This is a genomic window from Ideonella sp. BN130291, assembly GCF_036231905.1.
GTDB lineage: Bacteria > Pseudomonadota > Gammaproteobacteria > Burkholderiales > Burkholderiaceae_C > CAMLIZ01.
Window position 1 is genome coordinate 576,077 of sequence record NZ_JAZARE010000001.1, and the last position, 25,964, is coordinate 602,040.

At 69.8% G+C, this 25,964-nt stretch carries 23 protein-coding genes; 14 read left to right on the top strand and 9 right to left on the bottom strand.

Annotation, left to right across the window (positions count from 1 at the left end; genetic code table 11):
- Genes VPH43_RS02700 through VPH43_RS02710 form a run of 3 tightly spaced genes read left to right on the top strand, consistent with a single transcriptional unit; the run spans position 1 to position 2,683 of the window.
- Positions 1-678 carry a glutathione S-transferase family protein gene (locus VPH43_RS02700; RefSeq protein WP_328576100.1) on the top strand — a complete coding sequence of 226 codons (678 nt, stop codon included), beginning with the start codon at positions 1-3 and terminating at the stop codon, positions 676-678.
- Positions 679-729: 51 nt separating this feature from the next.
- Positions 730-1,950 carry a helix-turn-helix domain-containing protein gene (locus VPH43_RS02705; RefSeq protein WP_328576101.1) on the top strand — a complete coding sequence of 407 codons (1,221 nt, stop codon included), beginning with the start codon at positions 730-732 and terminating at the stop codon, positions 1,948-1,950.
- A 55-nt stretch (positions 1,951-2,005) separates the two neighbouring features.
- The gene (locus VPH43_RS02710; RefSeq protein ID WP_328576102.1) at positions 2,006-2,683 is read left to right on the top strand and encodes a Vgb family protein; all 678 of its coding nucleotides are present in this window, start codon (positions 2,006-2,008) and stop codon (positions 2,681-2,683) included.
- A 52-nt stretch (positions 2,684-2,735) separates the two neighbouring features.
- Here VPH43_RS02710 and VPH43_RS02715 read toward each other — a convergent pair whose 3' ends face one another.
- Genes VPH43_RS02715 through VPH43_RS02740 form a run of 6 tightly spaced genes read right to left on the bottom strand, consistent with a single transcriptional unit; the run spans position 2,736 to position 8,397 of the window.
- Entirely contained in the window at positions 2,736-3,923 is a 1,188-nt protein-coding gene (locus VPH43_RS02715) for an MFS transporter (protein ID WP_442909194.1), read from the bottom strand.
- 37 nt (positions 3,924-3,960) lie between these two features.
- Positions 3,961-5,907: an arsenic resistance N-acetyltransferase ArsN2 gene (gene arsN2, locus VPH43_RS02720; RefSeq protein ID WP_328576103.1), complete on the bottom strand. Its 1,947-nt coding sequence runs from the start codon at positions 5,905-5,907 to the stop codon at positions 3,961-3,963.
- A 55-nt stretch (positions 5,908-5,962) separates the two neighbouring features.
- On the bottom strand, positions 5,963-6,691 hold the full coding sequence (locus VPH43_RS02725) for an MIP/aquaporin family protein (RefSeq protein ID WP_328576104.1): 729 nt from the start codon (positions 6,689-6,691) through the stop codon (positions 5,963-5,965).
- Between the two features lie 13 nt (positions 6,692-6,704).
- A complete protein-coding gene (gene arsC, locus VPH43_RS02730; protein WP_328576105.1) occupies positions 6,705-7,139 on the bottom strand; it encodes an arsenate reductase (glutaredoxin) in 435 nt (144 codons plus the stop codon).
- Positions 7,140-7,174: 35 nt separating this feature from the next.
- A complete protein-coding gene (locus VPH43_RS02735; protein ID WP_328576106.1) occupies positions 7,175-8,056 on the bottom strand; it encodes a sterol desaturase family protein in 882 nt (293 codons plus the stop codon).
- A gap of 8 nt (positions 8,057-8,064) precedes the next feature.
- Entirely contained in the window at positions 8,065-8,397 is a 333-nt protein-coding gene (locus VPH43_RS02740; protein WP_328576107.1) for an ArsR/SmtB family transcription factor, read from the bottom strand.
- Between the two features lie 243 nt (positions 8,398-8,640).
- Between VPH43_RS02740 and VPH43_RS02745 the strand changes: the two genes are divergently transcribed.
- A complete protein-coding gene (locus tag VPH43_RS02745) occupies positions 8,641-10,758 on the top strand; it encodes a phosphocholine-specific phospholipase C (RefSeq protein WP_328576108.1) in 2,118 nt (705 codons plus the stop codon).
- A 20-nt stretch (positions 10,759-10,778) separates the two neighbouring features.
- Here the strand turns inward: VPH43_RS02745 and VPH43_RS02750 are convergent, their stop codons facing one another.
- Positions 10,779-11,969: an MFS transporter gene (locus tag VPH43_RS02750; protein ID WP_328576109.1), complete on the bottom strand. Its 1,191-nt coding sequence runs from the start codon at positions 11,967-11,969 to the stop codon at positions 10,779-10,781.
- A 38-nt stretch (positions 11,970-12,007) separates the two neighbouring features.
- Between VPH43_RS02750 and VPH43_RS02755 the strand changes: the two genes are divergently transcribed.
- The 6 genes from VPH43_RS02755 (at position 12,008) to VPH43_RS02780 (ending at position 19,072) form a co-directional block, all read left to right on the top strand.
- A complete protein-coding gene (locus VPH43_RS02755) occupies positions 12,008-12,991 on the top strand; it encodes a chromate resistance protein ChrB domain-containing protein (RefSeq protein ID WP_328576110.1) in 984 nt (327 codons plus the stop codon).
- A gap of 82 nt (positions 12,992-13,073) precedes the next feature.
- Positions 13,074-14,189 carry a chromate transporter gene (locus tag VPH43_RS02760; RefSeq protein WP_442909195.1) on the top strand — a complete coding sequence of 372 codons (1,116 nt, stop codon included), beginning with the start codon at positions 13,074-13,076 and terminating at the stop codon, positions 14,187-14,189.
- 17 nt (positions 14,190-14,206) lie between these two features.
- A complete protein-coding gene (locus VPH43_RS02765) occupies positions 14,207-15,115 on the top strand; it encodes a Fe-Mn family superoxide dismutase (RefSeq protein WP_328576112.1) in 909 nt (302 codons plus the stop codon).
- A gap of 218 nt (positions 15,116-15,333) precedes the next feature.
- Entirely contained in the window at positions 15,334-15,624 is a 291-nt protein-coding gene (groES, locus tag VPH43_RS02770) for a co-chaperone GroES (protein ID WP_046114190.1), read from the top strand.
- A gap of 30 nt (positions 15,625-15,654) precedes the next feature.
- Complete coding sequence (gene groL, locus VPH43_RS02775; protein WP_328576113.1) at positions 15,655-17,298, top strand: chaperonin GroEL; 1,644 nt, start codon at positions 15,655-15,657, stop codon at positions 17,296-17,298.
- An 82-nt stretch (positions 17,299-17,380) separates the two neighbouring features.
- Complete coding sequence (locus tag VPH43_RS02780; protein ID WP_328576114.1) at positions 17,381-19,072, top strand: DUF1631 family protein; 1,692 nt, start codon at positions 17,381-17,383, stop codon at positions 19,070-19,072.
- A 10-nt stretch (positions 19,073-19,082) separates the two neighbouring features.
- Here the strand turns inward: VPH43_RS02780 and VPH43_RS02785 are convergent, their stop codons facing one another.
- Positions 19,083-19,964, bottom strand: a complete 882-nt coding sequence (locus tag VPH43_RS02785) for an alpha/beta fold hydrolase (protein WP_328576115.1) — start codon at positions 19,962-19,964, stop codon at positions 19,083-19,085.
- A 35-nt stretch (positions 19,965-19,999) separates the two neighbouring features.
- Positions 20,000-20,683, bottom strand: a complete 684-nt coding sequence (yihA, locus tag VPH43_RS02790; protein WP_328576116.1) for a ribosome biogenesis GTP-binding protein YihA/YsxC — start codon at positions 20,681-20,683, stop codon at positions 20,000-20,002.
- Positions 20,684-20,735: 52 nt separating this feature from the next.
- Between yihA and VPH43_RS02795 the strand changes: the two genes are divergently transcribed.
- From VPH43_RS02795 to VPH43_RS02810, 4 genes are all read left to right on the top strand, one after another.
- The gene (locus tag VPH43_RS02795; RefSeq protein ID WP_328576117.1) at positions 20,736-21,395 is read left to right on the top strand and encodes a c-type cytochrome; all 660 of its coding nucleotides are present in this window, start codon (positions 20,736-20,738) and stop codon (positions 21,393-21,395) included.
- A 72-nt stretch (positions 21,396-21,467) separates the two neighbouring features.
- Complete coding sequence (locus VPH43_RS02800) at positions 21,468-23,585, top strand: cytochrome c biogenesis protein ResB (RefSeq protein WP_328576118.1); 2,118 nt, start codon at positions 21,468-21,470, stop codon at positions 23,583-23,585.
- Positions 23,582-24,946, top strand: a complete 1,365-nt coding sequence (gene ccsB, locus VPH43_RS02805) for a c-type cytochrome biogenesis protein CcsB (protein ID WP_328576119.1) — start codon at positions 23,582-23,584, stop codon at positions 24,944-24,946. Before VPH43_RS02800 ends, ccsB begins: the two co-directional genes overlap by 4 nt.
- Before the next feature lie 29 nt (positions 24,947-24,975).
- Positions 24,976-25,341 (top strand): hypothetical protein, encoded by a 366-nt coding sequence (locus tag VPH43_RS02810; RefSeq protein WP_328576120.1) that lies wholly within the window; start codon positions 24,976-24,978, stop codon positions 25,339-25,341.
- Positions 25,342-25,964: the final 623 nt, after the last annotated feature.

Here is a 25,964-nt window from a genome sequence, read left to right on the forward strand (position 1 = left end):
ATGGGGACCACTTCACTCACCCTGGTGTCGCATCCGCTGTGCCCGTATGTGCAGCGCGCGGCCATCGTGCTCGCCGAAAAAGGCCAGGCCTTCGAACGCCGCGACATCGACCTGGCGCACAAGCCGGCGTGGTTCCTCGCGGTGTCGCCGCTGGGCAAGACGCCGGTGCTGCTGGTCGATGGCGAGGCGATCTTCGAATCGGCCGTGATCTGCGAGTACCTGGAGGACACGCTGGTGCCGGCGCTGCACCCAACGGACCCGCTTCGCCGCGCCCAGCACCGCAGCTGGATGGAGTTCGGCTCCGGTGTGCTCAACGCGATCGCCGGGCTGTACAACGCGCCAGAGGCCGACACCCTGGCCAGCCGCGCCCACGGGCTGCGCCAGATGTTCGAGCAGCTCGAGGCCGTGCTGGGCGAGGGCCCGTACTTCGAGGGTCCGCGCTTCAGCGTGGTGGACGCGGTGTTCGGGCCGGTGTTCCGCTACTTCGACGTGATCGACCGCATCGCGGACTTCGGCTTGTGGACCGGCCTGCCTCGGCTGGTGGCCTGGCGCGGCGCGCTGGCGCAGCGGCCCTCCGTCGAGGGTGCGGTGGCCCCGTCGTATCCCGATGCACTGCTGAAGTTCCTGCGCGAGCGCAACTCCGAACTCGGGCGCCGTGCGGCCATGGCGCCGGCGTGACGGGCAGGCGCGCGCTGCGCCGGCGGCCGGGGCGCGGTAGCCTCCGCCTCCGTGGACTCCCTGATCGCCGCCGCCGCACGCGCCCTCGCAGGGGGCGACACCCTGGGCGCGCTCAAGCGGGTGGCGCTGCGCGAGGACCCGCCGGCGCTGGCCTTGCGCGGCATTGCGATGGCCCACCTGGGCGAGCATGCGCGTGCGCGTGATCTGTTGCGGCGCGCCGCGCGCGCCTTTGGCGCCCATGAGACGCTGGCGCATGCGCGCTGCGTGGTGGCCGAAGCCGAGGTGGCGCTGGCGATGCGCGATCTCGCCGGCTCGCCGCGCGCACTGGCCCTGGCCGCGACGCAGCTGGAGGCACGCGCCGACCGGGCCAACGCGCTGCAGGCACGGCTGATCGGCGTGCGGCGCCTGCTGTTGCTGGGCCGGTTGGACGAAGCGGCGGCGGCGCTGGCCCAGGTGCAGGCCCAGGGCGGTCCGCCCGCGCTGGTGGCGGTGGCCGAGCTCACCAGTGCCGAGCTCGCCCTGCGCTCGCTGCGCAGTGACGACGCACAGGCCGCGCTCGAGCGGGCGCGGGAAGCCGCCGAACAAGCCGGCGTGCCGGCGTTGCAAGCGGAGGTGGCCGAGATGCGCGCCGCGCTGGACCGCCCCGCGGCCCGGCGCGTCGGCCACGATGGCGAGCAGCTGTTGCGGCTGGGCGAGGTGGCCGGGCTCATGGCCTCGGGCGCATTGGTGGTGGACGGCTGCCGGCACGAGCTGCGCGCCGGGGAGGCCCGGGTGCCACTGGCGCGCCGGCCGGTGCTGTTCACCCTGGCCCGCACCCTCGCAGAGGGCGGCTGCGGCGGTGTCGCGCGCGAGGCGCTGATCGAACGCGCCTTCCGCACCCGGCGCCCGGACGAGACGCACCGGGCGCGCTTGCGCGTGGAGGTGGGCCGCCTGCGCGCGCTGCTCAAGGGGCTGGCTCGCATCGACGCCACGGCGCGGGGCTTCGTGCTCACGCCAGCCGACGGACGCGCCACCGTCGTGCTGGCGCCACCGATCGATGGCGGCCCGGCGTCGCTGCTCGCGCTGCTGGCCGACGGTGCCGCCTGGTCCACCTCCGCCCTGGCGCTCGCATTGGGCGACAGCCAGCGCACGGTGCAGCGTTCGCTCGCGGAGCTGGAAGCGGCCGGGCGTGTGCGCGCCGTCGGCCTGGCGCGTGCGCGGCGCTGGCTCGCGCCACCGCTGGCCGGATTCACGACGATCTTGTTACTCCCCACGGCGCTGCCGCCTGAGTAGAGTGGCTGCTCGCGTCCCCACGGGGCGCTCGCCCGCCACCCAGCAAGGCATCGCCATGACAGACACCAGCCTCCACCACCCTGCCGAGGCATCCGTGCGCCCAGCCGAAGTGGTGCGCGAGTACGGGCCGTTTGCCGGTGCCAGCCGCGTGCATGGTGTCACCCATGACGGCGGCCAGGTGTGGGCCGCCACCGGCACGGCGCTGGTCCGCTTCGACCCGGCCAGCGGCGAGCCCAGCCGCACACTCCCCTGCGCCAGCGATGCGGGCACCGCCTTCGATGGGGTGCACCTGTACCAGATCGCCGAAGCGCGCATCGACAAGATCGACCCGGCCACCGGCGAAGTGGTTGCATCGATTCCCGCGCCTGGCCATGGCAGCGATTCGGGCCTGGCCTGGGCGGAGGGCAGCCTGTGGGTGGGGCAGTACCGCGACCGCCGGATCCACCAGATCGACCCGGCCAGCGGCGCGGTGCTGCGCACCATCGAGTCCAACCGCTTCGTGACCGGCGTCACCTGGGTGGATGGCGAGCTCTGGCACGGCACCTGGGAAGGCGACCAGAGCGAGCTGCGCCGTGTGGACCCCGCCACCGGCACCGTGCTGGACCGGCTGGCGATGCCGGAAGGCACTGGCATCAGCGGCCTGGAGTCCGACGGCGACGCCCTCTTCTACTGCGGCGGCGGAACGAGCGGCACGGTGCGCGCGGTGCGGCGCCCCAAGGCAACGCGCGGCTGACATCGCCGACCCGGCTGCACGCCGACGCCGCGGCCGGCCATAGCGCGCCGCCTCAGGCGGACAGCGCCTTGGACGCCGGCGGCGCGGGCACCTGCGCGGCCAGCCTGGCGCCACGCAGCATCAGCAGTGCCGCCAGCGCCGACAGCGACAAGCCGGACGACAACCACACCGCGCCCGCCCCCCAGCGGTCCAGAGCCACGCCAAAAGCAAAGGGCGCAAAGGCCTGCGCCACCCGGGCCGGCACCATCATCCAGCCTTGCCGGGCGCCATAACCCGCCGCACCGAACAGCACCAGCGGCAGCGTGCCCTTGGCAATGGTGAGGATGCCGTTGCCCGCCCCATGCAGGACCGCAAAGGCGGTGGCCACCGGGCTGCCGAGGGTGAGCAGCAGCACCGCACCCAGTGGATGCGCCAGCGCCGCCAGGCGCGCGGACAGCAGCGGATGCACCTTTCTCAGCACGCCGAACTCCAGCAGGCGGCCGCCCACTTGCGCCGGCCCCACCAGCGCGCCCACACCGACCGCCACCGCCAGGCTGGCCCCCGCGGCCTGCAGCAAGCGCGGCAGGTGAGCCGCCATCGCGGTGCTGACGAACCAGGTGGTGGCGAACACGAAGGACAGCAGCAGGGCCGTCCGGGTGCCGTGAGATGCGTCCGGTGCAGGCGCAACGGAGGGGAGGCCGGGGGCCGCCAATGCTGGCGCCACTTGCTGCCGGGCCGCACGCGGCAGCCAGGCATTCAGCGGCAGGCCCAGCAGCAGGTGCAGCCCGGCCCAGCCGAAACAGGCCTGGCGCCAGCCGAAGTGCGCCTCCATCCAGGCCGTCAGCGGCCAGCCCACCGTGCTGGCAAAACCGGCGACCAACGTGATGCCGGTGATCGGATTGCGGGCGCCCTGGTGGTACAGCCGCACCAGCGTGGCAAACGCTGCTTCGTAGAGCCCGCTGCCCATGGCCAGGCCCAGCAGGGCCCAGGCGGCAAAGAGCGTGAGCCGGTCCTGTGCCAGGCCCAGCGCCACCAGGCCGGCGGCGAACAGCGCGTTCGTCGCCATCAACACCGGCCGGCCACCGCGCAGGTCGATCAGGCGCCCTGATGCGGGGCCGACGGCCGCGGACACCAGCAGCGCGAGCGTGAAAGCCGCAAAGACGGTGGGCACGCCCACGCCGAGGTCGTGCGCGATCGGCGCGGCCAGCATCGCGGGCAGGTAGTACGAGGACGCCCAGGCCAGCGTCTGCGCCGCGCCCAGCGTGGCCACCACACGCGTCTGCGATGGAAGCAAAGCCTCAGCCACAGCAGCCGACCCGTTGCCGCGGTGGCGGTGCGCTCCCGCAGCCGGTGGCGCAGGAGGCGGACGCCCGTGCCGGGGCCGGCTGGGCGGGTTTCGGTTCCGAGCAGCCGCAGCCCGACTTGCCTTCGGCCTTCCTGGCTTCGTCCAGCGCGCAGCAGGCCGACGCGTCGGCCTGGGCCGGGCCGCCGCAGCAGCCCCCTTCGGCCGCGGGCGCATCGGCGCCGACTCCAGCGCCGCCGGCACTGCAGACCCCGGTCTCGGGCAATTCGAGCTCAACCCGGTCGGCCGCCTCCAGATCGCCGGCGATCGCGGCCACCACCGAGCGCGCCTGCTCGAAGCCGGTGGCCATCAGGAAGGTGGGCGCGCGGCCATAACTCTTGACGCCGACGGTGTAGAAGCCCGGCTCCGGATGCGACAGCTCCCGGTGGCCGTGCGGCCGCACCGTGCCGCAGCTGTGCAGGTTGGGGTCGATCAGCGGCCCCAGTGCCTCGGTGGACTCCAGCCACGGGTCCAGCTTCAGGCGCAACTCGCTCGCCAGCGACAGGTCCGGGCGCTGGCCGGTCGCGCAGATGATCTCGTCGACGCCTTCGACTCGCACCGGTTGCGACCGTGCGTCATCGCCTTCGACAGTGAGCGTGTGGCCGTCGCGCCGGATCGCGGTGATGCGCAGGCCGCTGAAGAACTCCAACGCGCCGGCATCGCGCAGCGCCTTGAGGTCGCTGCCCAGGCGCCCGCGCGCCGGCAGTGCGTCCGCTTGACCGCCGCCGAACACGCGGGTGGGCGTGGCGCCGCGCACCGCCCACGCGAGGCGGGTGCCCGGTGCCATGCGCGCGAGCTCCGCCAGGCCGAGCAGCGCATTGGCCGCCGAGTGCCCGGCGCCCACCACCAGGGTGCGCTTGCCGGCATAACGGCCGCGCTCGCGGCCCAGCACGTCGGGAATGCCGTAGGCGATGCGGTCCCTGTTCTGCGCCTCGCCGATGGCCGGCAGGCCGCTCGCGCCCAGTGGATTCGGGGTGCCCCAGGTGCCGGTGGCATCGATCACCGCGCGGGCCCGGTACTCCATCCATCCCGTTCCCTCCATCACCCGGATGACAAAGGGCGCCTGCTCGCGAGCGGCCGTCTTCACCTTGTCGACGCCTTCGCGGCTCACCGACAGCACCCGGCTGTTGAGCTTCAGCGCCCGCGCCACCTCGGGTCGCTGGGCGAAGGGCCGCAGCAGGCGCTCGACGACCTCACCGGCCAGCGGCAGCGAGTCTTCGGGCGGCGGCTGCCAGCCTGTGCGCTGGAGCATCGCTGCCATTGCTGCGTCGACGTTGTAGCGCCAAGGCGAGAACAGGCGCACATGCCCGTAGTCCGTCAGGTTCGTGCCGACCGAGGCACCGGCTTCGAAGATCAGCGGCTCGATGCCTCGTTCGATCAGCCGGGCCGCGGCAGCCAGGCCCACCGGCCCCGCGCCCAGGATGGCGACCGGCAAGGATCCCTGTGCCTTCGGCGCCTGGCGCAGCGTGACGGCCATCAACACCGCGTTGGCAGGACAGGCGCCCTGGAACTCTGCGGAAGCCTGCAGCGCCCGCGGCGCGTGCTCGCGGGGCTGCGGCTCGAACCCGAACCTCGGGAAGTAATCGGCCGCGGTGGTCGTCAGCAGGAACACCTGCCCGATGCCGCGGCGCGTGGCCTCCTGCAGCAGCAGGCGCACCAGCGACTCGCCGATGCCCTGGCCATGCAGGCCGGGCGCAATGGCCACCGAGCGCAACAGCGCCACGGCACCGTAGACCTCGGCGCCGGCGACGCCCACCACCTCGTTCCCGCTGAGGGCGACCACGAAGGTGGCGAGGTGTTCTTCGGCGCCCTCGAGGGGCAGATGGTTGGCGGTCAGCAGGGATTGGATGGCGGGCCAGTCCGAGGGGCCGGCCTGGCGAAGGGAGACGTTCTTCAGCGACATGAGGATGCCTTTCGATCAACCGAGGGAAGACAGCGTGGGCCTGCGGAGCGTTGGCTCAGCGAGGTGAAGGCCGGGCGTCGGGCGCGCCACCTTCCGCGCTGCCAGAGGCCTCGATCGCGTTGGGATGTCCCGCCGGGTGAAGCCGGGGTTCGAAGAGCCTGTGGAGGGTCAGCCCGATCGCGGCGCCCAGCAGCTGGGCGATCACGAAGCCCGGCACGCTGGCCGGAGCGATGCCCGCGAAGCTGTCGCTGAACATGCGGCCAAAGGCCGCCGCCGGGTTGGCGAAGGAGGTGGACGCAGTGAACCAGTAGGCCGAGCCGATGTAGGCGGCCACCATCGCGGCAGCGCGGCCTGCCGGGGCGCGCAGGATCACCAGCAGCAGGCCCGCGGTGGCCACCGCTTCGGCGATCCATTGGCCGGTGCCGGCACGCACCTTCGCCGACCACTGCAGGATCGGCAGGTCGAACATCGCATGGGCCAGCCAGGCGCCCAGCATGGCGCCGAGCAGCTGCGCGGCCACGTAGGGCAGCAGTGCTGTTTTCGGCAGCTCACCTCGCCACGCCATCACGGCGCTGACCGCGGGATTGAAGTGCGCCCCGCTGATGGGGCCAAAGACTTCGATCAGGATGTACAGCCCGCCCACCGTGGCGAGCGTGTTGGCCAATAGCGCGACGGCGACGTTGCCGCCGGCCAGGCGCTCGGCCATGATGCCGGAGCCGATCACGACTGCCAGCAGCAGGGCGGTGCCCAGCACTTCGCTGGTGAGCTTGCGGGGCAGGTCCATGCTGCAGCCGCCTTCAGTTCCTGGAGATCCCGGCCCGGCGCCCCGCCGCATCGATCACCACCTCGCCGTCCTCCTTGGTGAACGGCCCCTGCTGCGGCGACGGCAGGATGTCCAGCACCAGCTCGGAGGGCCGGCACAGCCGCGTGCCCAGCGGCGTCACCACGATGGGCCGGTTCATCAGCACCGGGTGCGCGACGATGAAGTCCAGCAGTTGCTCGTCCGTCCACTTCGGATCGTCCAGCCCCAGCGCCTCATACGGCGTGCCCTTGCGCCGCAGCAGCTCGCGCACGCCGATGCCCATGGCGCCGAGCAGGGCGGCCAGCGTCTCGCGTGACGGCGGTGTCTTCAGGTACTCGATCACCTCGGGCTCGACGCCGCTGTTGCGGATCATCGCGAGGGTGTTGCGCGAGGTGCCACAGGCCGGGTTGTGATAGATCGTGATGGACATGGTGGTCGGGCTTGATCAGAGTGCGGGCCAGCGGGTCAAACCCGGCAGCACCTGGGGGTGAACATGGAGGCCAGCTGCTGGACGTAGCCGGCCTTTGCGGGATAGCCGCCGCCGTCACCGAACAGGCCGATGCGGGCCGGCCGGTTGTCGGCGGCGCGATGACGGAAGGTGCCGAACACATGGTCCCAGAGCACCAGGGCGCTGCCGAAGTTGGAGTTGGCCTCGGCCGGGCTGGCCGAGTGGTGCCAGCGGTGCAGTTCGTTGGTGCTGAACACGTGGTTCAGCCAGCCGCTCGCACTGCGCACGTTCAGGTGCTGCAGCATCAGCACCGGCTGGGTCAGCGCCACCGCGCCCAGCAACACCTCCTTCGGCGCACCCAGCAGCAGCAGGGGCAGCAGGCTCACCGTGGTGTTGAGCAGGTGGTTCAGCGGATGGAAGCGGAAGTTGTTCAGCCAGTACAGGCGCTCGCTGCCATGGTGCAGTGCATGCAGCCACCACAGCGCCGGCACCTCATGATGGGCCCGGTGCGACCAGTACTTGGCGAACTCGATCCAGAGCACCGCCACGAGGACCTGCAGGGCAAGAGGCCACGGGCCCAGCCGCCACGCCGCAGGCCCGCCCGCAGGCGCAAGCAGCGCCACCGCAAGCACCGGCAGCAGCGCCTTCACCAGCGGATCGACCAGTCCTATCACCACGGCCGCGCTGGTCGCATCGACCGCCACATCGCCCTGCGACTGGCGCCACGAGGGGTCGAACGGGTGCCTGCGCTCCAGCAGCGCACCGGTGGCCAGCACCAGCACGCTCCAGCCCAGCACCACCGCCTCCAGCGGCCAGCCCAAGGCCAGGGCGGCACTGAAGACGGCCACGCTGCCGCCCACGGCGAGCAGATAGAGATGGCGTACCAGGAAGGTGGACATGCGGCGCCTCAGCAGCACGAGGAGGCCCGCTTGGACGCGGCCGTATCGACACAGGCCTCGCCCTTGCAGCAGTTCTCGGTGAGGTAGCCCAGCAGGGCATTCATGTGCTCGAAGGCCACCCGGTACACCAGGTTGCGGCTCTGGCGCTCCTGCGTCACCAGGCCGGCGTTCGTGAGCTCCTTCAGGTGGAAGGACAGCGTTGCAGCAGGGACCCCCAGGCCCTCCGCCATCACGCCAGGCGTCATGCCCCGGGCGCCGGCCACCACCAGGGCGCGGAACACCTGCAGGCGCAGGCCGTGGGCCAGGGCGGCGAGGGAGCGGACGACAACGGCTTCTTCCATGATTTGAGTATCATGGAAATATCGACAGATGGCAACCCCTATTCGGCTTCCGCGGCCGGCGCATGTTTTTGAGGCCAACCGCGCATGACGACCGGGCCATGGCGCAGCCGGGTCACGCTGCCGTCATCGCCCTGTCATGCCGAGGTCACCGCACCGCCCCAGCATGCGTGCTGCCGCAAGGGCCCATGAGGCGCTGGCCGCGCAGCGCCCTGCACACAACAACCCACAACCCGGGGGATCCCCATGTCGAACTCCAAAGGCCTCGCCCGCCGCAGCATCCTCAAGATGCTCGGTTCCGGCACGCTGGCTGGCGCCGTGCCGGCCAGCATCGCGCGCGCGCTGGAGGTGCCCGCGCACCAGCGCACCGGCACGATCAAGGACGTGCAGCACATCGTCATCCTGACGCAGGAGAACCGCTCGTTCGACCACTACTTCGGCACCTTGCGCGGCGTGCGAGGCTTTGCCGATCCGCGGGCGGTGACCCTGCCCAGCGGCAAGCCGGTGTGGTGCCAGCCGGACGGCACGGGCGAGCTGCTGCCCTTCCGCCCGCCGGTGGACAACGTGGGCCTGACCTTCCTGCAGGATCCGCCGCACGGCTGGAACGACACGCACGCGGCATGGAACGCCGGCAACCATGACGGCTGGGTGGCCCACAAGGGCGTGGTGTCCATGACCTATCACACCCGCAAGGACATCCCCTACCACTTCGCCCTGGCCGACGCCTTCACCATCTGCGACGCCTACCACTGCTCGCTGATGGGCCCGACCGACCCCAACCGGTATCACCTGTGGAGCGGCTGGGTGGGCAACGACGGTGCCGGCGGCGGCCCGGTGATCACCAATGCCGAGGCGGGCTACGACTGGTCCACCTACCCCGAGCGCCTGCAGGCCGCCGGCATCGGCTGGAAGGTCTACCAGGACGTGGGCGTGGGCCTGGACGCCGCCGGCTCCTGGGGCTGGACCAGCGACCCGTACATCGGCAACTACGGCGACAACGCGCTGCTGTACTTCCACCAGTACCAGAACGCGCATCCCGGCAGCCCCCTGGCCGACCGCGCCAAGACCGGCACCCGCATCAACGACCTGGGCCGCGACCCGATACGGCTGCTGGACATCTTCCGCGACGACGTGGCGAACGGCCGCCTGCCGCAGGTGAGCTACATCGCGGCACCGGAAGCCTTCACCGAGCACCCCAACTTCCCGGCCGACTACGGCGCCTGGTACATCTCGCAGTTCATCGACATCCTGGCCTCGCATCCGGAGGTGTTCAGCAAGACAGTGCTGTTCATCCACTACGACGAGGAAGGCGGCTTCTTCGACCACATGGTGCCGCCCACGCCGCCCGCCTCGCGCGCGCAGGGCGCGTCCACGGTGGACACCGTCAACGAGATCTACCCCGGTGACCGCCAGCACCCCAAGGCGCCCTACGGCCTGGGCATGCGGGTGCCGCTGCTGGTGGTCTCGCCCTGGAGCAAGGGCGGCTGGGTCAACTCCCAGGTGTTCGACCACACTTCGCTGATCCGCTTCATCGAGGCCCGCTTCGCCGACGAGAAGCCGGGCCTGGTGGAGACCAACATCACGCCGTGGCGCCGCGCCGTGGCAGGCGACCTCACCTCCTGCTTCGACTTCGCCCGGCCCCATGCGCGGCCGGTGGCGCTGCCCACCACCCAGGCCTACCTGCCGCCCGATTCGGTGCGCCACCCCAACTACCCGCTGGCCACGCCTGCGAACCCGCAGATGCCGGTGCAGGAGCCCGGCGTGCGGCCCGCGCGCCCCCTGCCCTACGTGCCGCGCGTGCACGGCCGCCTGCATGCGAGCGACGGCGCCTTCCATATCGACTTCGCCAACACGGGGCGCGCGGCCATCGTGTACCACGTGCGTTCGGCCAAGGGCCAGCATGCGCCGCGCAGCTACACGGTGGAGCCGCAGCGCCTGCTGTCCGACAGCTGGCCGCTGGTGGCCATCGGCGCCAGCGAATACGACATCACCGTGCACGGCCCCAACGGCTTCCTGCGCGCCTTCAAGGGCAGCGTGGCGGGGGCACGGCCCTCGCAGCTGGACGTGCGCGCCAGCTACGACGAGGGCCGCGAGACACTGATCCTCACCCTGAGCAACAACGGCCTCAGGCCCGCCGCGGTGAACGTGGACTGCGGCTACACCGGGCAGCGAGTGCCGGCCCTGCTGGGCCCCGGCGATTCGACGTCGCAGCGCTGGCTGCTGCAGCGGCAGCACAGCTGGTACGACCTGCGCATCAGCATCGAAGGCGACTCAGCGTTCGAGGTGCGTTTTGCCGGCCACATGGAGACCGGCGAGCCCAGCATCAGCGATCCGATGATGGGGCGGGTGGCGTTGCAAGGCTAGGGCATGCACCGCCGGGCTGCTCATGCGGGCTCGCTCAGCGAACGGCCGCGGCAAGAGCGCCACAACACCAGGTCGTAGGCGATCTTCAGGACGCCACAGGCCACCAGCGGCGCGGCGATCCAGCCGCTGGAAAACAGCGCGCCCGCCAGCGCGGGGCTGACCGCGGCCGCCAGGCTGCGCGGCACGGCGGTGGCGCTCGCTGCAGCGGCCCGTTCCTGCGGCGTGACCACGGCCATGACGTAGGCCGAGCGGGTGGGCACGTCCATCTGCGACAGCGCGCTGCGCAGCAACAGCAGGCCCAGCGCCAGCGGCAGGCTGGGCGCCCAGGCCGCCAGCACCAGGCACACGCTGGACGGGATGTGGGTGAACACCATGGTGTTGAGCAGCCCGATGCGGCGCGCGACCCCCGGTGCCGCGAGCTGGGAGGCCGCGCTCAGCAAGCCCGTAAAAAAGAAGAACGTGCCCGCCTCGCCCAACGAGAGCCCGAAACGCTGTAGCAGCCACAGCGACAGCAAGGCGTTGACCACCAGGCCGCCGGCAAACGCGTCCACGCTGAACAGCAGCGCCAGCCGCATCACGATGGCGCGCGATGGCCCGAGCGCAGCGACGGGTGCCGCGGCGGCCGGCGCATCGGCTGCCGCCCGGGGCCGGTAGACCCACCACACCACCAGCCCGACCAGCCCATAGAGCACGAACATGGCCCGGATCGCCAGGATGCGCGGGATGCCGAGCGAGGCCGCGACCAGGTCCGGCAGGCCGGCGCCCAGCGCGCCCACCGCCGCCAGCAGCGCCCCGACCACGCTGTAGCGCGCGAACAGCACCGTCCTGGCATGCCCGCTGGCCGCGGCGGACAGGCGGGCATGCTCCAGCGGCAGGAACACGCTCACGTCGCCGCCGCTCGGGTTGAGGGTGCCGACGAAGGCCACGACGAGCAGGGGCCAGAACGACATGGCCAGCGCAAATCCGGCGCCGGTGGCCGCCATCAGCAGCGCCGCCCCGGCCAGCAGGGCATGGGAAGCCCACCGATGGCCCCAGGCCCCCACGGCCAGCGTCGCAAGGGCCGACCCGAGCAGCGTTGCGGTGGCGACCAGGCCGACCTCCAGGCTGCCGAGCCCCAGCGCCACCAGATACGCCGGCAGCAGCACCGCCATGTAGCCATCGACCAGGGCGCGAAGGCCGCGGGCCAGCAGGATTGCGCGCTCATCTGACATCTTTGTAGGATACGCTACATTGCAGTTATATTAGCGACATGATTCCTGGCGCGTCTCCAGCACTTCCGGATTGGCTGCTCCTCGTGGTGTCCCTGCCCACCCAGAGTGCCACCGCCCGCATGCGGGTGTGGCGCGGCCTCAAGGCGCTGGGGTGCATGGCCTTGCGTGATGGTGCCTACCTGCTGCCCGCGGGGGGCCAGCGCGAGCTGGCGCTGCGCGAGCTGGGCGACGAGTGCACGCGCGAGGGCGGCGTGGCCTGGCTGATGGCCGTGCAGGCGCGCTCGCCGGACGAAGCCGCGGCCTACCGGCAGCTGTTCGACCGCCAGGAGGACTACTCCGAACTGCGCAAGAGCTGGAAGGAAGCCAACCGGTCCCTGGCACGGCTGTCCCCCACCGAGCTGGTGCGCTTGCAACGCAAGCTGCAGCGCGACTACGAAGCGCTGCAGCAGATCGACTTCTTTCCATCCGACGCCAGCACCGAGGCCGCTGCGCAGTGGCTGGCGCTGGCCAAGCGCATCGCGCAGCTGCTGTCGCCCGACGAGCCGCAGGACACAGCCGGCCAGGTGCCGCGCCTGGACCGCCAGGCCTACCGCGGCCGCACCTGGGCCACGCGCCGCCGCCCGTGGGTGGACCGCGTGGCCAGCGCCTGGCTGATCCGCCGCTTCATCGACACCGACGCGCGTTTCAAGTGGCTGGCCCAACCTTCGGACTGCCCCAGGAGCGCCCTCGGTTTCGACTTCGACGGCGCGGCCTTCACCCACGTGGGCGACCGGGTCACCTTCGAGACCCTGATGGCCAGCTTCGGGCTCGAGGACGACCCCGCGCTGGCACGCCTGGCCGCCATGGTCCACCAGCTCGACGTGGGCGGCGAGCCGGTGCCCGAAGCGGCGGGCTTCGAAGCCGTGCTGGCGGGTGCGCACGAACGGCTGGACGACGACGATGCCCTGCTGGCCGAGATGAGCGCCGTGCTCGATTCCCTGTACGCCCACTATGGCCGCCCGCGGGCCGGGACCAACGCTTGAGACCATCACCGTGAACGACACCCCTGCATCCAACGCACCGCCGGCACCGGCCCCCTACACCCTCTGGCAATTGGTGGCCTACATGCTGGGCCTGGGCACCTGGGGCTTCGGCGGCCCGGTGGCGCTGGTGGGCTACATGTACCGCGACCTCGTGGAGAAGCGCCGCTGGATGACCGAGGCCGACTACAAGGAAGGCATGGCCATTGCGCAGCTGATGCCCGGGCCGCTGGCCGCCCAGCTCGCCATCTACCTGGGCTTCGTGCACCACCGCGTGCTCGGTGCCACGCTGGTGGGCCTGGCCTTCGTGCTGCCCTCGTTCCTGATGGTGGTGGCGCTGGGCGCGGCGTACACCGCCTTCGGCGGCATCGGCTGGATGCAGGCGGTGTTCTACGGCGTGGGCGCCGCGGTGATCGGCATCATCGCGATGAGCGCCTACAAGCTGACCACCAAGAACATCGGCAAGGACAAGCTGCTGTGGGCGATCTTCCTCGTCAGCGCGGGGGTCACGATCGCCACGCAGTCCGAGGTGATCTGGCTGTTCCTTGGCGCCGGCGTGCTGGTGTGGCTGGTGCGGGTGCCGCCGGCCTGGCTCAAGCGCAGCAGCGTGCAGGGCCTGGGCGCGCCGGTGGCCGGCTTCTTCGCCCTCGGCTCGCTGGACCCCGACAAGCTCAAGCAGATCGCGCTGTACTTCACCTATGCCGGCAGCTTCGTCTTCGGCAGCGGCCTGGCGATCGTGCCCTTCCTCTACAGCGGCGTGGTCAAGGAGTACGGCTGGCTCACCGACCGGCAGTTCGTCGATGCGGTGGCGGTGGCGATGATCACGCCCGGGCCGGTGGTCATCACCACCGGCTTCATCGGCTACCTGGTGTCCGGCTTCTGGGGCGCGGTGGTGGCGGCGCTGGCCACCTTCCTGCCCTGCTACCTGCTGACCATCATCCCCGCGCCGTATTTCAAGAAGCATGGCAAGCGCCCGGCGATCGTCGCTTTTGTCGATGGCGTGACCGCGGCCGCGGTGGGCGCGATCGCAGGCGCGGTGGTGGTGATCGGGCAACGCTCCATCACCGATGGGGTGACCGCCGCGCTGGCGCTGGTGACTGCCGCCGTGCTGTGGCGGTTCAAGAAGGTGCAGGAGCCGGCCATCGTGCTGGCGGCCGCCCTGATCGGCCTGCTGGTCCATCCCTTGATGACGCGGGCCTGAGGCCCGGAGAGGACACCATGAACGTCGAACCCCGCCCCTTGGCCCTGGACCTCACGCGCCTGCAAGGCCTGTCCGCACGCCTGGTCGCGAGCCACCATGAGAACAACTATGCCGGCGCGGTGAAGCGCTTGAACGCGATCCGCCAGCAGCTGCAGCAGCTCGACTGGGCCGGCGCGCCGGTATTCACGGTCAACGGCCTGAAGCGGGAGGAGCTGATCGCGGCCAATTCCGCCTGGCTGCATGAGCTGTACTTCGACGGACTGGGCGGCGACGGCGAGCTGCCGGACTGTGGCCTGTCGATCGCGCTGGAGCGCGACTTCGGCTCGGTGGAGCGCTGGCGCGCCGAGTTCACCACGCTGGCCAAGGCCATGGGCGGCGGCTCGGGCTGGGCGCTGCTGTCGTGGTCATCGCGCGAAGGGCGCCTGCTGACCCACTGGGCCGCGGACCACACCCACCTGCTGGCCGGCGCCACGCCGATCCTGGCGTTGGACATGTACGAACACGCCTACCACATGGACTTCGGCGCCAAGGCTGGCGCCTACGTCGATGCGTTCATGCAGAACATCCGCTGGGATGCGGTGTACCAGCGCTATGGCGCGGCCGTGGCGGCGGATGCCGCTGCGCTGGCGGCCGAGCCTGTGGCCGTGGCGCAGGCCGCGCAGTTGATCGACGTGCGGCGCGCGCAGACCTATGCCAGTGCGCACTACATGCTGCAAGGCGCCCGCTGGTGCGACCCCGCCAGGCTGGCATCCTGGAGCAGCGAGCTCGACCCGGACCGGCCGGTGCTCGTGTACTGCGCCCACGGGCTGGACATCGGCCGCTCCGCGGCCCTGGCCCTGCGCGCCCGCGGCTTCGACGCGCGCTTCGTCACCGGCGGCATCGAGGCCTGCCGCGCTGCGGGCCTGCCGCTGGCCGACAGGCCGTAGCGCCAGCCGCTCCACTTTCCCGGCCAAGCGGCCGCACTGGCCGGTGATTTGAAACAAGTCTCTTGAAGCGCGCAGTCCGAACCCTATAATTCGTCTGCTAGCACTCGCCGCCGGTGAGTGCTAATGGGGCAGATTCAGGACGCCCCAACTGATGTGAAGAAGCACTAACTATCGCTGCGCTTCCCAATCACTCTTACCGCACATTTCAAGGAGATGCAATGAAACTTCGTCCTTTGCACGATCGTGTGATCGTCAAGCGCTTGGAACAAGAAACCAAGACCGCCTCGGGCATCGTGATTCCTGACAACGCTGCCGAGAAGCCGGACCAGGGCGAAGTCCTGGCTGTCGGCCCGGGCAAGCGCAATGAAAAGGGCGATTTCGTGGCCCTGAACATCAAGGTGGGCGACCGCGTGCTGTTCGGCAAGTACAGCGGCCAGACCGTCAAGGTCGATGGCGACGAACTGCTGGTGATGCGCGAAGAAGACCTCTTCGCCGTCGTCGAGAAGTAATCCACCCCCAAGAATTCCGGAGAGATACACATGGCAGCAAAAGACGTCATCTTTGGCGGCGAAGCACGCGCCCGCATGGTTGAAGGCGTGAACATCCTGGCCAATGCGGTCAAGGTCACGCTGGGCCCCAAGGGCCGCAACGTGGTGCTCGAGCGTTCGTTCGGCGCCCCCACCGTCACCAAGGACGGTGTGTCGGTGGCCAAGGAAATCGAGCTGAAGGACAAGCTCCAGAACATGGGCGCCCAGATGGTCAAGGAAGTTGCTTCCAAGACCTCGGACAACGCCGGTGACGGCACCACCACCGCCACCGTGCTGGCCCAGGCCATCGTGCGCGAAGGCATGAAGTACGTGGCCGCCGGCATGAACCCGATGGACCTCAAGCGCGGCATCGACAAGGCCGTGCTGGCCCTGGTGGAACAGCTGAAGAAGCAGTCCAAGCCCACCACCACGAGCAAGGAAATCGCCCAGGTTGGCACCATCTCCGCCAACAGCGACAACTCCATCGGCGAAATCATCGCCGAGGCGATGGACAAGGTCGGCAAGGAAGGCGTGATCACCGTCGAAGACGGCAAGAGCCTGGCCAACGAGCTGGATGTCGTGGAAGGCATGCAGTTCGACCGCGGCTACCTGTCGCCCTACTTCATCAACAACCCCGACAAGCAGAGCGCGATCCTCGAGAACCCGTTCGTGCTGCTGTTCGACAAGAAGATCAGCAACATCCGCGACCTGCTGCCCACGCTGGAGCAGGTGGCCAAGGCTGGCCGTCCGCTGCTGATCATCGCTGAAGAAGTCGAAGGCGAAGCGCTGGCGACCCTGGTGGTCAACACCATCCGCGGCATCCTGAAGGTCGTGGCCGTCAAGGCGCCTGGCTTCGGCGACCGCCGCAAGGCCATGCTGGAAGACATCGCCATCCTCACCGGCGGCAAGGTCATCGCTGAAGAAGTGGGCCTGACGCTCGAGAAGGTGACGCTGGCCGACCTGGGCCAGGCCAAGCGCGTGGAAGTGGGCAAGGAAAACACCACCATCATCGATGGCGCCGGTGCCGCTGCCGACATCGAAGCCCGCGTGAAGCAGGTGCGCATCCAGATCGAGGAAGCCACCAGCGACTACGACCGTGAGAAGCTGCAAGAGCGCGTGGCCAAGCTGGCCGGCGGTGTGGCGGTGATCAAGGTCGGTGCCGCCACCGAAGTGGAAATGAAGGAAAAGAAGGCTCGCGTGGAAGACGCGCTGCACGCCACCCGCGCTGCCGTGGAAGAAGGCATCGTGGCCGGCGGTGGTGTGGCCCTGCTGCGCGCCCGTCAGGCTGCTGGCGAGATCAAGGGTGACAACCCGGATCAAGACGCCGGCATCAAGCTGGTGCTCAAGGCGATCGAAGCCCCGCTGCGCGAAATCGTCTACAACGCCGGCGGTGAGCCGAGCGTGGTGGTCAACGCGGTGTTGGCCGGCAAGGGCAACTACGGCTTCAATGCGGCCAACGACACCTACGGCGACATGATCGAGATGGGCATCCTGGACCCGACCAAGGTGACCCGCACGGCGCTGCAGAACGCCGCCTCCGTGGCGTCGCTGATGCTGACGACCGAAGCCATGATCGCCGAGGCCCCCAAGGACGAAGCTCCGGCCATGCCGGGCGGCGGCATGGGTGGCATGGGCGGCATGGGCATGGACATGTAAGTCCAGGCATAAAGTCGCTGATCATCGAAAGGGCCGCAGCAATGCGGCCCTTTTTCATGTCGGCGAGCGGGATAATTCACGGGTGAACAGGCCCACACCAGCCACCCATCCGCTGCTGCTCCAGTTCATCGAGGACGAGCTCGCCCGTGCGCCCTTGCTGATCGACGAGGTGCTGCAGGGGCTGGCCGACGCGCCGCTGCGCTTCGACCCCGAGGCCACCTCCGTCCAGCGCCGCCAGGTCATCGACCAGCACGAGGCGCTGCACCGCCACCGGCCGTTCATGGTGAAGGCCTTTGCCCAGACGCTGCGTGAGCAGGTGGGCACGGCCGCGCGCGAGCAGGCCGCCGCGGTGCGCGGCATCACGCTGGAAGAGGCCGACGAGCTCAGCCTGTCGCTGGTGGACGAGGACGAGGTGGCCACCGACGTGGAGCTCCAGCGCGCCATCGTCATGATCCACAGCACCGCGGAATACGAGCTGCGCGAGTTGCGCAGCTTCACCTCGGCGCTGGTGGGCGACGTGCATGTGGCGCACGACACCAATCCCTTCCGGCCGGAAGCCTATGCCCGCGCCCTGCTGGCCGCCGTGCGCGCCATGCAGGCGCCGGCCGCGGAGCAGCTGGCCTTGATGCGCCAGGCGGTGGCGCCGCTGGCGCAGGCGCTGCGCAAGGCCTACGCGGCGGCGAGCACCCGGCTGGAATCCCAGGGCGTGGAGCCCGGCACCTACCGCACCATCGTCATGCCGCCCGGCAGCGTGGGCCCGCGCACCAAGGTGCATGCGCCGCGCGCCGACCTGCATGCGCTGCGCGACAGCATGCCGGTGCCCTTCGACATGGAGCCGAACGCGCCGCCGGCCCCGTTGCATTCGCCGCACGCCGCGGTGCCGCACAGTGCGTCCGCTCCGCAGCGCACGGCCACCGCCGGCCCGCGCGCGCCCGAACTGCCCCGCCTCGGCGAAGCCCCCACCCAACGGCTGGACCAGCAGCTGATCGAGCTGCTCACCCGCCTGTTCGACGCCATCCTGGCCGACCGTGCGCTGCCGCAGGACGTGCAGCTGCTGCTGTCGCGCCTGCAGACCTCCGCCGTGCGGGTGGCGCTGCGCGACCCCGGCATGCTGGACAGCTATGAACACCCGGTGTGGGAGTTCATGGACCGGCTGGCCTTCGACGCCGAACGCCTGGCGCCCGACGCGGCCGCGCGAGAAACGTTCCTTCGCTATGCGCAGGGGCTGGTCGACAACATGGTGCATGAGCCGGTGCAGGACGCCGGCCTGTACCGCTGGGGCATCGACCGTTTTGTGAGCTACGAAGACCACCTGCTGGTGCAGCAATGCCAGGAGGTGCAAGCCCAGATCGATTCGCTGCGCTCGGCCGCGCTGGCCGACAGCGACGCCGGCGTGCCCGTGTCCCCCACCGCCACCAGCCAGCCACTGGATGTCGGCAGCCTGGAGACCGTGCCGGCCGAGCTGATGGACGTGGCGCCGGCCACCGGTCGGCCCGCGGCCACGGCGCCCTCCGGCCTGCCCGCGGTGGACCCCGGCGAGTGGCTGGGTGTGTTCCTGCAAGGCGGCTGGCGCGAGCTGCGCCTGCTGTGGCGCGATGCGCGCGGTGAGCTCTGGCTGTTCCGCCAGGGCGGCGGCCGCACCTGGGCGCTGCGCCGCGCGGCCTTGGAGCGCCTGCATGGCGCCGGGCTGGCCGAGACCATGAGCCCGCCCTCGCTGGTGCAGCATGCGGCCCAGCAGGTGCTGCGCCAGGTGCCGCAGGCCGGGCGCGCCTGAGCGGGCCGCTTCAGCGGCCCAGCATTTGCTCGATCTGCTGCACCACCCGCTGCGGCTGCTCGTGCACGATCCAGTGCGACGCACCCGGCACACGCACCACCTCGCCCTGCGGCAGATAGGCCTCCAGCCCGTTCAGCAGGCCGGGCAGCAGGGCATGGTCGGCCTCGCCCCACAGCACCCGCGTGGGCAGGTTCACCGTGGTGAAGTGCGGCGGCAGGGTGATCTTCATCACCTCGTCGTCCGGCCCCGTGGGCGGCTTCAGCGGCGAGGCACGGTAGTAGTTCAGCGGGCCGGTGAGGCCGCGTGACCAGACCGCCCGGTACTGCGCCTTCACTTCGTCCGTGAGCCAGGCCGCCTGGCCGAAAAACGGCCACAGGCGGGCGTAGTCGTTCTCCGCCAGCAACACTTCGGCATCCGGCCGGCAGAGGAAGCTCATGTAGGCGCTGGCCGCCTGCTGTGCCGGGTCATGCTGCAGGTCGCGCAGGAAGGTGGCCGGGTGCGGCGTGTTGATCGCCAGCAGGCGCTTGAGCAGCTCCGGCCGCTGGGCCGCCAGGTTCCACGCCAGCGCGCCGCCCCAGTCGTGCGCCACCAGCAGGTCCACCGGGCCGCCGGTGGCCTCGATCAGCGCCGCGATGTCGCCCATCAGCAGCTTCGGCTTGTAGGCCGCCACGTCGGTGGGCGCGGAGGAGCGCTCATAGCCACGCAGGTTGGGCGCGATGCAGTGGAAGCGCCCGCCCAGCGCGGCCATCACCTCGTCCCACACGAAGGCGGCCTCGGGAAAGCCATGCAGGAACACGATGCGCGGCGCGCCCGGCGGCCCGCTGCTGCGGCAGGAGAGCGTGATGCCGTTGGGCAGTGGCAGGTCGAAGGTGGTGATCTCGGCGGCGTGCATCGCCGCAGTATGGGCGCCTCAGCCGCCCCGCGCGGTCAAGCAGGTGACAGCGGATGGGCCCACTGGTAGAGGGTCTGCGCGGCGTCGCCCACGCCCTTCTTGCTCAGCGCGGAGAACAGCGTGATGCCGACATCCGCGTCGTCGGTGGCCAGCTGGCCCAGCACCTCGGTGGCCGCGCGCAGGGCGGCATCGGCCTCCTTGCGGTTGAGCTTGTCGGCCTTGGTCAGCAGCACCAGCAGCTTCACCTCGCCGGTGCCCACCCGCGGTGCCACGAAGGCCAGCAGCTGCTTGTCGAGCTCGGTGAAACCCAGGCGCGAATCGATCATCACCACCACGCCCGAGAGGCTGCGCCGCACCTCCAGGTAGTCGGCCATCACCTGCTGCCAGCGCAGCTTGGCCGAGCGCTCCACCGCCGCATAGCCGTACCCCGGCAGGTCGGCGAAGAGCGCATCAGGCGCGTCCTTGGGGCCCACCTCGAACAGGTTGATGTGCTGGGTGCGGCCCGGCGTCTTGGAGGCGAAGGCCAGGCGCTTCTGCTGGGCCAGCATGTTGATCGCGGTCGACTTGCCGGCGTTGGAGCGGCCGACGAAGGCGATCTCCGGCAGCTCGTTCACCGGCAGCTGGTCGAGCTGGCTGGCGGTGGTGAGAAAACGCGCGGTGTGCGTCCAGGCCAGGGCCTGCTTCTCGGCGGCGGAGGGGGTGGGAACGGCGGGAGACATGGGGCATTGTAAAATCGATGGGTTTGCACCCAACGCGCCCCCAAAGAGAACCATGAAGGTCACCCTCGCACTGATCCGTTCCACCTCCGCGGCCGCGGCAGTGGGCCTGGCCGCCGTGTTCGCGGCCCCGGCCTTCGCCGAGGAGGCCGCCAAGGGCCCGGCCAAGCCCGACCTGGCCAAGGGTCAGGCGATTTCCACCCAGGTGTGCGCCGCCTGCCACACGGCGGACGGCTCGCGTGGCAGCCCCGCCAACCCGATCCTGCAGGGCCAGCACCCCGACTACATCACCAAGCAGCTGGCCGACTTCAAGTCGGGCAAGCGCCAGGGTGGGCAGGCCGCGGTGATGAAGGGCTTTGCCTCGGCGCTGAGCGAGGACGACATGCGCAACGTGGCCGCGTTCTATGGCGGCAAGCAGGCCAAGCCCGGCTTCGCCACCAACAAGGAACTGGTGACGCTGGGCGAGAAGATCTACCGCGGCGGCATCCCGGACAAGCAGGTGCCCGCCTGCGCCGGCTGCCACAGCCCCAACGGCGCCGGCATCCCGGCCCAGTACCCGCGCCTCGGCGGCCAGCATGCCGCCTACATCGAAGCGCAGATGACCAACTTCCGCGCCGGCGCCCGCGCCAACGGCCCGATGATGCTGACCATCGCGGCCAAGATGAGCGACCGGGAGATCAAGGCGGTGTCGGACTACGTGGCCGGCCTGCGCTGACCTTTCGCCACTGCAACACACAAAAGGCCGGTCGCCGCACCGGCCTTTTTACATGGCACTCACAATTCCGAGATGAGCTCCCCCACCACCTCCGGCCTCGAGATCCGCGCACGGTCCCGCTCGCTGCGTGATGCGGTGGAGCTGGTCTCGTCGATGCGCTTCGCGATCTCGCTGCTCACGCTGATCTGCATCGCCTCGGTGATCGGCACGGTGGTGAAGCAGCATGACCCGCTGAACAACTACGTCAACCAGTTCGGCCCCTTCTGGGCCAGCGTGTACGACGCGGTGGGCATCTACACGGTCTACAGCGCGAGCTGGTTCCTGCTGATCCTGGGCTGCCTGGTGCTGTCCACCAGCCTGTGCATCGCGCGCAACACGCCGAAGATCATCAACGACCTCAAGGCCTACAAGGAAAGCGTGCGCGAGCAGGCGCTGCAGTCCTTCCACCACAAGGCGCAGGGCGAGCTGGCTGAGAGCCGCGAGGCCGCGATGGCGCGCCTGTCCGGCCTGCTGGGCCGCGCCGGCTGGAAGGCCAAGGCACAGGTGCGCGACAACGGCACGATGATCGCCGCGCGCAAGGGCATGGCCAACAAGATCGGCTACCTGTCGGCGCATTCGGCGATCGTGCTCATCTGCCTGGGCGGCCTGTTCGACGGCGACCTGGTGGTGCGGGCGCAGATGGCGTTGCTGGGCAAGAGCGTGTACACCGGCGGCGGCTTCATCAAGGACGTGCAGCCGCAGCACCGCCTCTCCACCGCCAACCCCACCTTCCGCGCCAACCTGTCGGTGCCCGAAGGCGCGCGCGCGGGCACGGCGGTGATCAACATGTCCGACGGCGTGGTGCTGCAGGACCTGCCCTTCGACGTGGAGCTGAAGAAGTTCATCGTCGAGTACTACGACACCGGCATGCCGAAGCTCTTTGCGAGCAACATCGTCATCCATGACCGGGAGACCGGCCATGCCACGCCGGCCACCGTGAAGGTGAACGAGCCGGTGTTCCACCGCGGCGTGGCCATCTACCAGAGCAGCTTCGACGACGGCGGCTCCTGGGTGAAGCTGCATGCGGTGCCGATGAACGGCGCCGGCGAGCCCTTCGACGTGGAAGGCCGCATCGGCGGCAGCACCACGCTGAGCAAGGGCAGCGAGAAGGTGGCCCTGGAATTCGCCGGCCTGCGTGTGATCAACGTCGAGAACCTCGGCGGCCCGGCGCAGGCGAGCGGCACCGACGTGCGCAAGGTGGACCTGGCCAGCTCGCTGCAGAAGCACCTGGGCTCCGGCGCGAAGGGCGATGCCGAGAAGACGCTGCACAACGTGGGCCCGTCGGTGAGCTACCGCCTGCGCGACCCGGCGGGCCAGGCGCGCGAGTTCAACAACTACATGCTGCCGGTGGAGCTGGAAGGCCAGCGTGTGCTGCTGGCCGGCGTGCGCGACAACCCCGACCAGAACTTCCGCTATCTCCGAATCCCGGTCGACGACAAGGACTCGATCGACACCTGGGCCCGCCTGCGTGCCGCCCTGGCGGACCCGGCCCGGCGTGAGATGGCGGCGCGCCGCTATGTGTCGCTGGCCACGCCGCCGGACAAGCCCGAGATCGCGCCGCAGCTGTTCACCACCGCCCACCGGGTGCTGGCACTGTTTGCCGGCGCCGAGCCGGCCAAGCAGGGCCAGCCGGCCACCGGCGGCCTGCAGGCGCTGGCCGACTTCATCGAAGGCAGCGTGCCCGCCGCCGACCGGCCGCGCATCTCCGAGGTGCTGCTGCGCATCCTGAACGGGGCACTGTTCGAGCTGACCAACCTGTCGCGCGAGCAGGCCAACCTGCCGCGCCTGGCGCCCAGCGAAAGGACGCAGCTGTTCATGACCCAGGCGGTGGTGTCGCTGTCGGACAGCTTCTTCTACCCGGCGCCGGTGCTGCTGCAGCTGGCCGATTTCAAGCAGGTGCAGGCCAGCGTGTTCCAGGTGGCGCGTGCACCGGGCAAGACACTGGTGTACCTTGGCGCGGTATTGCTCATCGTGGGGGTGTTCGCCATGCTGTACATCCGGGAACGCCGGGTGTGGATCTGGCTCCAAGAGGAGCCGGGCGGGCAGCGCACCCGGGCGACCGTCGCCCTGTCCACCACCCGCCGCACGCTGGACTCGGACGCCGAGTTCGACCAGTTGACGAAAGCCATCCTGCAGGAGGGCACCGCATGACCACCAGCACCACGACGATGACCATGGGCCGAGCCGGCCTGTTCCAGGGCCGCAGCCTGTTCGACTGGCTGTACGCGCTGGCGGTGGTGCTGGGCGCGGGTTATGCCTTCCAGCGCTATGGCGCCTCGATGGACGTGTACGAAAAAGGCATCCTCGCGGGCGCGGCGCCGGCGCTGATCGCGCTGGGCTGGTTCTGGGGCTCGCTGCGGGTGCTGGCCCTGGCGGTGGGTGGCAGCGCCTTGCTGGCGATCAGCCTGTACAGCCGGGTGACCGACGGTTTCGGCGCCGACTTAGGCGCCGGCGAGAAGCTGTTCCTGCTGAAGTACTTCCTCGCCAGCCAGAGCGCGATTCTCTGGATGGGCGTGCTGTTCCTGATGAGCACGGTGTTCTACTGGATCGGCTTCTTCGCGCCGGTGCCCGCCGGCGGCACGGCAGCCGCCGACAACACCGCCCAGCGCCTGGGCTCACGCATCGCCTGGGCCGGCGTGTTCTTTGCGCTGACGGGCACCCTGGTGCGCTGGTACGAAAGCCACCAGATCGGGCCGGACATCGGCCACATCCCGGTGAGCAACCTGTTCGAGGTGTTCGTCCTCTTCTGCTGGCTCACCACCACCTTCTACCTCTACTTCGAGCAGCACTACCGCACCAAGGCGCTGGGCGCCTTCGTGATGCTGGTGGTGAGCGCCGCAGTGGGCTTCCTCGCCTGGTACAACTTCGAGCGCGGCGCGCAGGAGATCCAGCCGCTGGTGCCAGCGCTGCAGAGCTGGTGGATGAAGCTGCACGTGCCGGCCAACTTCATCGGCTACGGCACCTTCGCGCTGGCTGCGATGGTGGCGTTTGCCTTCCTGGTGAAGCAGCATGCCGCCGAAGGCCGCTGGTGGAAGCTGGCACCGCTGTGGCTGCTGGGCGTCGTGCTGTGCTTCGAGCCGCTGGTGTTCCGCAAGGGCGCGACCAACAGCACCAGTTACTGGGCGGTGTACTTCGGCATCAGCGCCCTCATCGTGGCGGGCATAATCGCCTTGCGCGGCCGCATCGCCGCCCGCCTGCCGGCCTTCGAGGTGCTGGACGACGTGATGTACAAGTCCATCGCGGTCGGTTTTGCCTTCTTCACCATCGCCACCATCCTGGGCGCCTTCTGGGCGGCCGAGGCCTGGGGCGGTTACTGGAGCTGGGACCCGAAGGAAACCTGGGCCCTGATCGTGTGGCTGAACTACGCCGCCTGGCTGCACATGCGGCTGATGAAGGGCCTGCGCGGCGCCGCATCGGCATGGTGGGCGCTCACTGGCCTGGCCGTGACATCGTTCGCGTTCCTGGGCGTCAACATGTTCCTGACCGGCCTGCACTCCTACGGCGAGTTGTGACCGCGGGCAACGCAGGGCTATAGTCGGCCATGCCCTTCGTCCGCCGCTCCGCCTCGGGTCAGATCGACAGCCTGCATCGCCACCAGAGCGATGACGCCCGCGAGTTCATGGCGGACGACCACCCGGACGTCCTCGCCTTCCTGGGCGTGACGCCGCCGCGGCGCGAGGACTTCGACCGCCTGGATGCGGACTTCGTGCGCGTGATCGAGGACGTGATCGACACGCTGATCGTCAAGAACGTCATCAACATCACCGATCTGCCGGCGGAGGCGCAGGCGAAGCTGTTTGCGCGCAAGAGCTTCCGGGAGCGGATCACGAAGAATTCGTTGCGCCTGTTCGGCGATTCGGGGTTTGCCGATGTCGTCGATGACACCGGGTTTGCGGATCTGCGCTGAGGGGCTTTGTTTGGTTCCTGGCCTTCGGCCTTGGGCGGTATCTGGCCACTCGTGTGCAGCCCGCGGGTCGCGCCCCGCCGGCGGTCACTTTCTTCACTGGCATGAAGAAAGTAACCAAAGAAGGTGCCTCCGAATACCAACATCCGATCAGGTTCGCTGACACCGAATCGGGGCCCGGTTTTCGGGGAGCACGCTGACATTGCCGCAGACCCGAGGCCACTTCGCACCTGCCAGGCACATCGACCCGACCTGTCACTCGACCACGAACCAGCCTCCGCATGCCATGTCCGAGCGAGCGCAGCGAAGCGCCCGCACACGGAGGCTGGAAAGCGGTCCAGCGCGCGCTGCACACAAGCCAAGGCACTTGCCACAAGTGGCCTCTGGTCTCTGCCGACCGAGCGGGCCTCCAGAGAACCGGGCCCCCTACCGGCGTGAGGGAGCGAAATCGGATGTTCGGTTTTCCAAGGCTCTTCTCTTGGTGACTTCTCTTGAGCCAGCAAGAGAAGTGACCGTCGGCCGGGCGCGACCGGCGGGCTGCACGCGAGTGGCCAGAAACCCACCCGGCCGACAGGCCAAGAAACAACCCCACGGCATCCGCCCAAAGGAACCCCGCGTAAGGTAAC

Bases quoted from the DNA above. Each gene is read 5' to 3' on its own strand.
- VPH43_RS02700 (WP_328576100.1), top strand. From the start codon at position 1: ATGGGGACCACTTCACTCACCCTGGTGTCGCATCCGCTGTGCCCGTAT.
- VPH43_RS02725 (WP_328576104.1), bottom strand. From the start codon at position 6,691: ATGGACCTGCCCCGCAAGCTCACCAGCGAAGTGCTGGGCACCGCCCTG.
- VPH43_RS02740 (WP_328576107.1), bottom strand. From the start codon at position 8,397: ATGGAAGAAGCCGTTGTCGTCCGCTCCCTCGCCGCCCTGGCCCACGGC.
- VPH43_RS02710 (WP_328576102.1), top strand. From the start codon at position 2,006: ATGACAGACACCAGCCTCCACCACCCTGCCGAGGCATCCGTGCGCCCA.
- VPH43_RS02755 (WP_328576110.1), top strand. From the start codon at position 12,008: ATGATTCCTGGCGCGTCTCCAGCACTTCCGGATTGGCTGCTCCTCGTG.
- VPH43_RS02745 (WP_328576108.1), top strand. From the start codon at position 8,641: ATGTCGAACTCCAAAGGCCTCGCCCGCCGCAGCATCCTCAAGATGCTC.
- VPH43_RS02765 (WP_328576112.1), top strand. From the start codon at position 14,207: ATGAACGTCGAACCCCGCCCCTTGGCCCTGGACCTCACGCGCCTGCAA.
- VPH43_RS02800 (WP_328576118.1), top strand. From the start codon at position 21,468: ATGAGCTCCCCCACCACCTCCGGCCTCGAGATCCGCGCACGGTCCCGC.
- groES (WP_046114190.1), top strand. From the start codon at position 15,334: ATGAAACTTCGTCCTTTGCACGATCGTGTGATCGTCAAGCGCTTGGAA.
- yihA (WP_328576116.1), bottom strand. From the start codon at position 20,683: ATGTCTCCCGCCGTTCCCACCCCCTCCGCCGCCGAGAAGCAGGCCCTG.
- VPH43_RS02810 (WP_328576120.1), top strand. From the start codon at position 24,976: ATGCCCTTCGTCCGCCGCTCCGCCTCGGGTCAGATCGACAGCCTGCAT.
- ccsB (WP_328576119.1), top strand. From the start codon at position 23,582: ATGACCACCAGCACCACGACGATGACCATGGGCCGAGCCGGCCTGTTC.
- VPH43_RS02785 (WP_328576115.1), bottom strand. From the start codon at position 19,964: ATGCACGCCGCCGAGATCACCACCTTCGACCTGCCACTGCCCAACGGC.
- groL (WP_328576113.1), top strand. From the start codon at position 15,655: ATGGCAGCAAAAGACGTCATCTTTGGCGGCGAAGCACGCGCCCGCATG.
- arsC (WP_328576105.1), bottom strand. From the start codon at position 7,139: ATGTCCATCACGATCTATCACAACCCGGCCTGTGGCACCTCGCGCAAC.
- VPH43_RS02760 (WP_442909195.1), top strand. From the start codon at position 13,074: ATGCTGGGCCTGGGCACCTGGGGCTTCGGCGGCCCGGTGGCGCTGGTG.
- VPH43_RS02750 (WP_328576109.1), bottom strand. From the start codon at position 11,969: ATGTCAGATGAGCGCGCAATCCTGCTGGCCCGCGGCCTTCGCGCCCTG.
- arsN2 (WP_328576103.1), bottom strand. From the start codon at position 5,907: ATGTCGCTGAAGAACGTCTCCCTTCGCCAGGCCGGCCCCTCGGACTGG.
- VPH43_RS02735 (WP_328576106.1), bottom strand. From the start codon at position 8,056: ATGTCCACCTTCCTGGTACGCCATCTCTATCTGCTCGCCGTGGGCGGC.
- VPH43_RS02795 (WP_328576117.1), top strand. From the start codon at position 20,736: ATGAAGGTCACCCTCGCACTGATCCGTTCCACCTCCGCGGCCGCGGCA.